This is a genomic window from Terriglobus sp. YAF25, from assembly GCF_052113305.1.
GTDB lineage: Bacteria > Acidobacteriota > Terriglobia > Terriglobales > Acidobacteriaceae > Terriglobus.
Genome location: NZ_JBFRCY010000103.1, coordinates 1 through 8,377 on the forward strand (window position 1 = coordinate 1; position 8,377 = coordinate 8,377).

General features: G+C 57.4%; 6 protein-coding genes. 2 read left to right on the forward strand and 4 right to left on the reverse strand.

From position 1 onward, the window contains the following. Both AB4043_RS06065 and AB4043_RS06070 read right to left on the reverse strand, forming a co-directional pair. Positions 1-1,902: tetratricopeptide repeat protein (locus tag AB4043_RS06065; RefSeq protein ID WP_442306673.1), on the reverse strand; the 1,902-nt coding region annotated here is incomplete at its 3' end. Positions 1,903-2,038: 136 nt separating this feature from the next. Then, the gene (locus tag AB4043_RS06070; protein WP_442298962.1) at positions 2,039-2,167 is read right to left on the reverse strand and encodes a hypothetical protein; all 129 of its coding nucleotides are present in this window, start codon (positions 2,165-2,167) and stop codon (positions 2,039-2,041) included. A 537-nt stretch (positions 2,168-2,704) separates the two neighbouring features. On the opposite strand from AB4043_RS06070, the gene AB4043_RS06075 reads away from it, so the two are divergent. Further along, a complete protein-coding gene (locus tag AB4043_RS06075) occupies positions 2,705-6,346 on the forward strand; it encodes a carboxypeptidase regulatory-like domain-containing protein (RefSeq protein WP_442298961.1) in 3,642 nt (1,213 codons plus the stop codon). 255 nt (positions 6,347-6,601) lie between these two features. On the opposite strand, the gene AB4043_RS06080 is transcribed toward AB4043_RS06075, so the two are convergent. Both AB4043_RS06080 and AB4043_RS06085 read right to left on the reverse strand, forming a co-directional pair. Continuing rightward, positions 6,602-7,147 (reverse strand): carboxymuconolactone decarboxylase family protein, encoded by a 546-nt coding sequence (locus tag AB4043_RS06080; RefSeq protein WP_442298960.1) that lies wholly within the window; start codon positions 7,145-7,147, stop codon positions 6,602-6,604. A 46-nt stretch (positions 7,148-7,193) separates the two neighbouring features. Then, on the reverse strand, positions 7,194-7,811 hold the full coding sequence (locus tag AB4043_RS06085) for a nitroreductase family protein (protein ID WP_442298959.1): 618 nt from the start codon (positions 7,809-7,811) through the stop codon (positions 7,194-7,196). A 43-nt stretch (positions 7,812-7,854) separates the two neighbouring features. Between AB4043_RS06085 and AB4043_RS06090 the strand changes: the two genes are divergently transcribed. Beyond that, on the forward strand, positions 7,855-8,377 hold a 523-nt coding region (locus AB4043_RS06090), incomplete at its 3' end, for a hypothetical protein (RefSeq protein WP_442306674.1).

An 8,377-nucleotide genomic window follows, 5' to 3' on the forward strand; every position in this document is an offset into this window, starting at 1 on the left:
GTGGTGTGCATCCGCAGATTGCGGATTGAGAGCAAGGGCACGCCGGAACTGGAACTCAGCCTCAGGAAACTCCTGTCTACCGACCAGCAGGGTTGCGAGGTTGTTGTGCGGCCCCGGCAGAAGCGGTTCGAGGCGAATCGCCTCGCGGAAGTTCTGCTCGGCATCCCGCGTGTCGCCGGACCGAACGCCGCAAAGCCCCAGAAGGTTGTAAGCCTCCACGTTTTCAGGATTGACTGCGAGAGTCTTATGCAGAGCGTCCTGCGCCTCCGAAATTTTGCCCTGTCTGAAATATGTGTTGCCGAGTTTCAGTAGAAAACGGTCGTCATTGACGTATCGTCTCGCGCCGCGCTCGAGCATCGCGATCGCTTCGTCTTTGCGATCGGCAGCGAGCAGGACGTTGGCCATTCCTTCGAGTGCGTCGGCGTCCTCCGCGCGACGGTCAAGCGCCTGCTGAAACGCCTTCACCGCGGCAGCCGTCTGGCCGGCATGAGCGTAAGCCTTGCCCAGCGTCGCATACGGCTCAGGCCATTTGGGATGTTCGCGGTCTAAGATGGCACGTAAATTTCCAGTTCCGTCGACCCCGGCATCATTTACCTGCGCGACCGCAAGATAGAGATCGGCGTCACTCCGCGTCGCCGGCTTCGGATAGTAAATTCCCACCTTGGTGCGGTCCGGCACGAAGGCCTTCTCCGCAATCGGCGCTTGCAGGTCGCCCGGCGGAAGACGGCGCTGGATCCAATGATCTGTCAGCAACACATGGACAGAAGCTTCTGGCCGTCGCTTCGGCATGTGGCAGGTCAGGCAATTGCTGCCCGTCCTTATCACCACGCCTTTGTGAGCAGAGTCCTTCGCCAGATCTATTGTTGAAGCGTGGCAGCTCTGGCAGACCTCGACATAGGAGCGCGTGGCTGCCTCTCCGCGCGGAATATCGTGCGGGTCATGGCAGGTCAAGCAGGTCATCTGCGACTTTTGAAAGCACGCGGACTGCGGAAGCTGGTAGGACGCATGAGCTGTCTCGAAGCCAAAGTCGTTGACGTCCTTCGAGCGTTCGAAATAAGTTTTGTAATCTGCCAGCGGCTTACCCGGCCGATAGGAATTCAGATCGCGGTCATAGTTACGTATGGAGTTTGGTATATGGCGCGCACTCGTCTCCAGATGGCACTCCATGCAGACCTCAAGCTGTCGTTCACGGCTGAGCTTGTTCGGGTTGACAATGGTCTCGGATATCCGATCATCGCTGGCTTTGGCACGCGCCGCAGCGATATGTGCCGCTCCCGGCCCATGGCAGCGTTGACAGTCGATCCCCTCCGGCAGCGTTGCCGGAAACACCTCTTCGTCGTCCTTTGTCTTTCGATCATCTGCCAGCGGATACGCCGTGTGGCAGAAGATGCACTCTGAACTCACGGCGCCGTGCATGTCCGGCTGGTCGGGCTGGTCGAACCCCGGACTCATGTTCCAGGATCCGGTCTTCTCCAGATACCAGTTGATCGGCAATTCCACCAGCCTTCCCTGCTCCGTCCGGTGCAGGTAGGCGCGCGCATGGTTTCCGGAACCGACAACATAGTCGATCTGCTCTTCCAGAACATCAGCTTCCTTTCCGTCGAAGCCGATTGCAGAGCGCCGCATGTAGAACTTTCCATCGCGATCGATCATCGTGTAGGTCAGTCCGGAGGCCTTGTGGACAAAACGATTCGCCTGCTTGAAATCCTCGATTACGGTCTGTTCGCTCGGCCTGTGAAAGGTGCGCGCCATCCCCGCGAGCCGGTAGGTCTTCGCAACATTGGCATGACACTCGCTGCAGGCAGAGGAATCCACATAGCCCGCCCTCCGCAGGCCTGACGGCTGCGATGGAGGAATGCGGCTCCGCGTGTACCAAAGGGCGCCGGTCCCGAGTAGAGCCACCGATCCGGCGGCGAGAATCCACCACCGATATCGCGATCGTTCTGTGCCCGGTCCCGCGGAGTCGGGTCCTCTCAACGTGCTGCTCATGCACGGCAGACTATCAGGGTCTCTATGCTTTGCGGCTGCCGGCCGTGGTTTACCCCGGAAGATAAATAAAAGCGCCCAGCTTGTTTCCGGTCACGATATCCGCGACGCCATCTTTGTTCAGGTCGACAACCAGCAGCGTGGAACCTGAGCCAGACGAAGCGGACCGAGGGGCCGCCATGGTCAGATGTTGGCCTGGAGATGCGAACTACCGTGAGTGGCAGCAATGGTACGTCTCAGTGACTTCCATTGAAGCTAGAGCATTTCTCCTGTAGGTGCAGTGCGGGGCTTATGTATCTATGGAGCGTTTTCCGCAATGAAAACGCCGCTGCACGTTCCTGCCGGGATACCCAGCAACAGGAGAAATGCTCTAAGGGGTGGTCAGCCCACTTGAACGCGAACCGTTGCCAAGCGGAACACATGCTGGTCAAAGATCTCCGAAAAACGTTTACTTGAAGATTTTCTTACGATGAGTAGTGGTGGCGGTACGTCAATGACGTCTGTCGACGCCAAAGTGGTCAGCCCACTTGAGCGCGAGCCTTTTCCAAGTGGAAGGCGCGTTGGTCAAAAGTTTTGAAAAAACGTTTACTTCAGCGTTGACAATCGCTCCACGGTCGGCCTACAGTGCCACCACTATTGTGTAACGCGCTATTTAATTTGCGTATTATGCAACGATTCTCAGTCGCACATAGCACTGTACGAATTACTGGAGGCTACCATGCGGATTTCAAAAGCAGTATTGCGGATACTTGCGTTCGCCCTCGTATTTGCAGGCGCTTCCGCAATTTCAGCAAACGCTCAAAATATCTTCGGCTCGATCGTCGGAACGATAAGCGATCAGTCGGGGGCCGTACTTCCGAACGCGGCCATCACTGTCACCAACATTGCCACCGGCGACAAGCGCAGCATCACCAGCGATGGCCAGGGCAACTACCAGGTACTCTCACTGAAGCGCGGCGAATACTCAGTCGACATCGAAGCCGCCGGCTTTAAACATTTCTCGCGCAGCCCCATTGACGTGGTTGTGGACCAGGTGGCGCGCGTCGACGTCGCCATGTCCGTCGGCGATCAGAACCAGACAGTGACGGTGACTGATGCGCCGCCCGTCATGCAGACCGACAGCGCATCGCTCGGCCAGGTGATTGGAGGCACCGCTGTACGCGATCTGCCCCTCAACGGCCGTAACGTGCTGGCGCTGGTGGCGCTGGTGCCGGGCGTTGTGCCGCAGGGTGCGTCCAATACGAACCTGAGCGGACAGAATGTATTCGCGGCCGGCAACTTCCAGATCGGCGGCGGCAACTCCAACCAGGGATCGGTCCTGGTGGACGGCGTCTCAGTGAATACGTCCTATGGCAATGCCGTCGAGCTGGTGATGGACCAGGACAGTATTCAGGAATTCAATGTCCAGACGCACAACAACACCGCGGAGTTCGGCAAGTACACCGGCGGCGTGATCAACATGAGCACCAAATCCGGCACCAACGCCTTCCATGGAACGGCGTATGAGTACCTGCGAAACACGGTGCTCAACGCCAACAGCTTTTTCGCGAAGAGAAATAACTCCGGAAAACAGGCATGGCACCAGAACCAGTTCGGCGCCAATCTTGGCGGACCGCTGATGAAGAACAAGCTCTTCTTCTTCGGTGATTACCAGGGCTACCGCCAGACCAACGGCCAACTGGTTCTCGTCACCGTTCCTACCCTGGCGGAGTTGAGGGGTGATTTCTCCGGCATCAGTGCTCCAATCTACGATCCGCTGACGACATGCGGAACTACGCTGAGGAACGGCACAGTCAATCCACCTTGTACAGCGGCCCAGAACGCCGGGACGGCTCCTACGCGGCAACAGTTCTCCTACAACGGCACACCGAATGTCATCCCACCGAGCAGGATGAACGGGGTTTCCAAAAACCTGATCGCATTTCCCATCTACGGGGAGCCGAACGTGCCAGGAACACCGTCCGCCCAAGGACCATTGAACAACTTTTCGCGACTGGCCACCGCCGGCGGTATCAATGATCAGTACACGATCCGCGGCGATCAGAACCTCAGTGCTAAACAGACGATGTTTGAGCGCTACACCGCATGGAGTTCGAAGAACATCGACCCCCAGCCGTTCCCCAACAATAACCTGTATTACATTGCTCTGGCGCCGGAGGTCTTTACCACCAAACAGATCGTCTTCGGCGACACGTACGTCTTCAGCCCCAAGTCGGTAGCCGATGTGCGCCTCGGCTATCTGCGGTGGAACTACAACCGTATTCCAACCAACATTGGCCTTAATGAAGCCACGGCCTTCGGCTGGCCGTCGTATATGAATTTCGGCTCGCTGAATAATCTGCCGAAGTCTACCGCGGTGCCGATGATAAGCACTGGAGGACCCATCAGCTATTATGAGGGCTCTGCGGGATACATCTTCTCGATCAACAACAACTATTCCATCGCATCGACCTACCAACGGATATGGAACCGGCACACGTTCAAGTTCGGCATTGATCTGCGCCGGCTGGAGATGAACTACTTCCAGAACAACAATCCGGGTGGCATCTTTACTTTCGACAACATCTTTACCTCGCAGAGCACAGGATCGCCGGGAGCGACGGGAAACCCCCTCGCCTCCTTTGAGTTGGGATATGTATCGACCAATACCGGACAGACAGTGCAGGTTGCGCCGCCTACCTATCAGACCCTCTACTACCAGGGCTACTTTGCACAGGACACCTGGCAGTTAACCAATAAGCTGACCGCAACCCTCGGGCTGCGCTACGAAGTGCCGGGCACCTTCCGCTCACGGCGCGGTTGGGCCAACACCTTCAATCCCAAGGAGATCAACCCCGTGGTGAACGTGCCGGGCGCCTACGACCTGGTCAGTTCGCCGCAGCATCCCGCGGCCGGCGTCTATAACGAGAACTGGACCGATTGGGCACCGCGCATCGGCGTTGCCTATCGCGTCAACGACAGCAACGTCATCTGGGCAGCATTCGGCAAGTTCTTTGTACCGGCGGACTTGCAGTTTCCCAGCGCCCCGCTGCAGGCAGGCGTCAACTTCCTGAACAACCTGATGGTCAATACAGTTGACGGCCARCAGACGCCGTATGACACGCTGGACAATCCATATCCGGGCGGGCTGCAGGGCCCACCGCACCGGAACCCGAACTATCAGCAGGTGCTCCTGGGCGGCAATGCACAGGCTCTCTATGCCAATGAGCCGAACGGCTACACGTATCAGTGGAACCTCTCTGTCGAGCATCAGTTCCCGCTTGGTATGGCGTTGACTGCAGCGTATGCCGGCCTGCGTGGGGAGAATCTGCCGATCAGCCTCCCCATCAATCCATTGCCGGACAGCGTTGTGGCGCAGGCAGCTGCCGATCCTGACTGTTCATCGGGCAATATCAATAACTGCTTCCTGAACGCGAAGGTGGCTAATCCCTTCTACCCCACCATCACCCAGGGAACGTTGAAGAATTCCACCGTAACCAGGAACCAGTTGCTACGCCCGTTCCCGCATTACGGCAGCATCTCCAACAGCGGTCACTATGCCGGCCTCAGTAACTATCATTCGCTGGAGGTGAAACTGCAGAAGCGCATGGCCAGTGGCGGACAACTGCTCGGGTCGTACACCTTCTCCAAGCTGCTGACCAACGCCGAGTACCTCACCGCATGGCTCGACGCAACCGGATCGGCAGGGTATTCGGACTACAACAACCTTCCGGGCGAGTACGCGCTATCGAGCTTCGACGCCCGGCAGCGTCTCGTAGTCAGCTATGTCTATCCGTTGCCAATCGGAAAAGGCCAACGGTTCCTGTCTAACCTCTCCGGATTCGGCAACGGGCTGCTCGGCGGATGGGGCGTGGAGGGCATTACAACCTTCCAGAAAGGCCTTCCGCTCGCTCTCTCAAATGCCACCAATACGCTCTCAACCTACGCGTTTCTGGGATCGATGCGTCCGATGTACGTCTCCAGTGCGAACGGTTGCAATGGGACCAAGACGACCAGCGGATCGGCGTATGACCGTCTGGGAGGAAACTCAGCAAAGACGACCTACTTCAACACGGCCTGTTTCGTGCAGCAGAGTGTCAGCAACCCGTACGTCTTCAATCGCTTCCAATACGGCAACGAGTCGCGTACCGATAGCACGTTGCGCGGCCCGGGCCAGGCCAACTGGGATATGTCTGTCTACAAGGACATCTCCCTCAGCGAGAAGGTGAAATTCAACTTCCGCGTGGAGGCATTCAATATCTTCAACCGCGTGCAGTTCGGCAATCCGAATACATCGGTTGGCAATACTCTCTTCGGCAATATCACAACCCAGCTGAACAATCCCAGAGCACTCCAGGTGTCCGGACGATTTTTGTTCTAGCAGCTCCACCTTGTCGCACATACAAAACCCAGATGCGCTCCCATGAATCTTTCGTGGGTGCATCTGGGTTTTGGGGTTAAGCTCGCATCACATGAAGCTTCCGAGCGCCCTCGGAGAGGGTTGACGCAACCGGATAGAGTATTTTTTTCTGTAGGTGTAGTGCAGGGCTTGTGCATCGATGGGCATTTTCCTCAATGAAAACGCCACTGCACGCTCCTTCCGGGATGCCCAGCAACAGGAAAAATGCTCTAGAGTTCAAACCGAGCCAGCTGACGTAACGGCGGGAAAGTCCTTCTCTGGATCGAATACGTTATTGAAAAAGTTCGTCAGGGAGTACATGGCCACCAGCGCCACGATCTCCATGATGTTCGCATCTGTGTAGCCGGCGTCGCGGACAGCTTTCAGATCGGCGTCACTGACCTTGCCGCCGGTCTTGATGACTTTGTGAGCAAACTGGATGGCAGCGTCTCGCTTTGGGTCAATTGCATGGCCCTTCCGAGCGAGAATGATTTCGTCGGCCGGAAGCTTGGCCATATGCTCGGCCGTAAAGCTGTGAACCGTCAGGCAGTAGTTGCAGCCATTCACTTCGGAGACAGCGAGGCCGATGCTGTCACGTGTCTTCAAGTCGAGCGCCTTGCTCAAGGAGCCGAAAAGCGCGGCCCACGCGTTGAACGCGATCGGACTCTGCGCGAAGGTCGCCATCATATTTGGGGTAAACCCGATGTTCCTGGTGAACGCATCGAGAGTCGGTTTCGAATCGGCCGGCACCTGTTCCGGCTTTAAAGCTTCAGCTCTTGGCATGTAATCTCCGCACTCTATTGGTTTGCACTATTGGTTTGCACCTGGGTTATACGAAATCCAACACATCGGCCACGGGACGGCGCGGCTTCTGCGGCCAATTTCCCGGACGCTCGATCCCAATGGACAACAACAGGACCGGCACTTCATTCTCGGCCAGTGCGAACTCCCGGGCCACCGCTTCGGCATCGAAACCGATCATCGGCGTTGAACCCAGGCCCAGCGAGCGTGCCGCATAGATGATCGCCGTCGCGCCGATGGCACCGGTTCGTACTGCCTCGTCGCGCTGGCGCTGTGGGTAATTCATATACAGATCACGTGCGGGGATCTCCCACTCCGGCACCGTTGTTTCCGGCATGATGCCCGCTTCCACCAGGGGCGCCAGGCGCTCTGGTATTACGCTGGAATCGGCCAACTGGCCGCAGACGATGAAGGTAACGGCTGCATCAGTGATCGGTGGCTGATTCCAGGCCAGCGGACTCAGCCGAGCCTTGGCTTCACGTGTGCGAACCGCGATGAAGCGCCAGTTCTGCATATGGAAGGATGTCGGCGCGCTCGTGCCGATCCGCACCAGCTCGCGGATTTGATCGTCGCTCAGGGTGGCGGCAGGGTCGTAGTACTTGGTGGCCCTGCGACTCAAGATACATTCGATGACGGCGTTGGTCATGGTTGAGACTCCATTGGTTGAAGAGATAGGTTGAAGTACAAGAGTGCTTTCGCACGTCGATGTTTGTGCGCAACCAGCCGTCGCGCACACGCCGGACGATCTCACTCATCTGGGAGCGATCGGACTCGACAACAAATTCACCGCCGGGCCGTGCCCCGGTCATGCCGGTGAGGATTTCCCCCGGGCGCGGATCACGTCCAGAAACTGCTTCGCGATTTTCGGGCTATCAAACGCTGGATACGGCTGGAATATCGATCTCGACGTCAGCCATATTGTTCAAAAAGTTGGTCAGAGTGTATCGGGCCGTCAGTGCGGTGAGTTCAACAATCTGCGCATCGGCATACCCGGCTGCCCGAACGGCCGCGAGATCAACATCACTCACCTTTCCATGTGTGTCGATAACTCGTTTGGCGAATGCGGCAGCAGCCGCTCTCTTAGGATCGCTGGACTTTCCTTCGAGATTGAGCGAGATCTCGTCACGCGCTGTCTGAGAATTGGAATGCGTGATGAAGCAGTGGTTGGCAACGCAGTACTTGCAACCGTTGGCCATCGAAACAGCCAGCGCG

Coding starts and splice junctions, on each gene's coding strand:
- AB4043_RS06070 (WP_442298962.1), bottom strand. CDS start 2,167: ATGGCGGCCCCTCGGTCCGCTTCGTCTGGCTCAGGTTCCACGCTGCTG.
- AB4043_RS06080 (WP_442298960.1), bottom strand. CDS start 7,147: ATGCCAAGAGCTGAAGCTTTAAAGCCGGAACAGGTGCCGGCCGATTCG.
- AB4043_RS06085 (WP_442298959.1), bottom strand. CDS start 7,811: ATGACCAACGCCGTCATCGAATGTATCTTGAGTCGCAGGGCCACCAAG.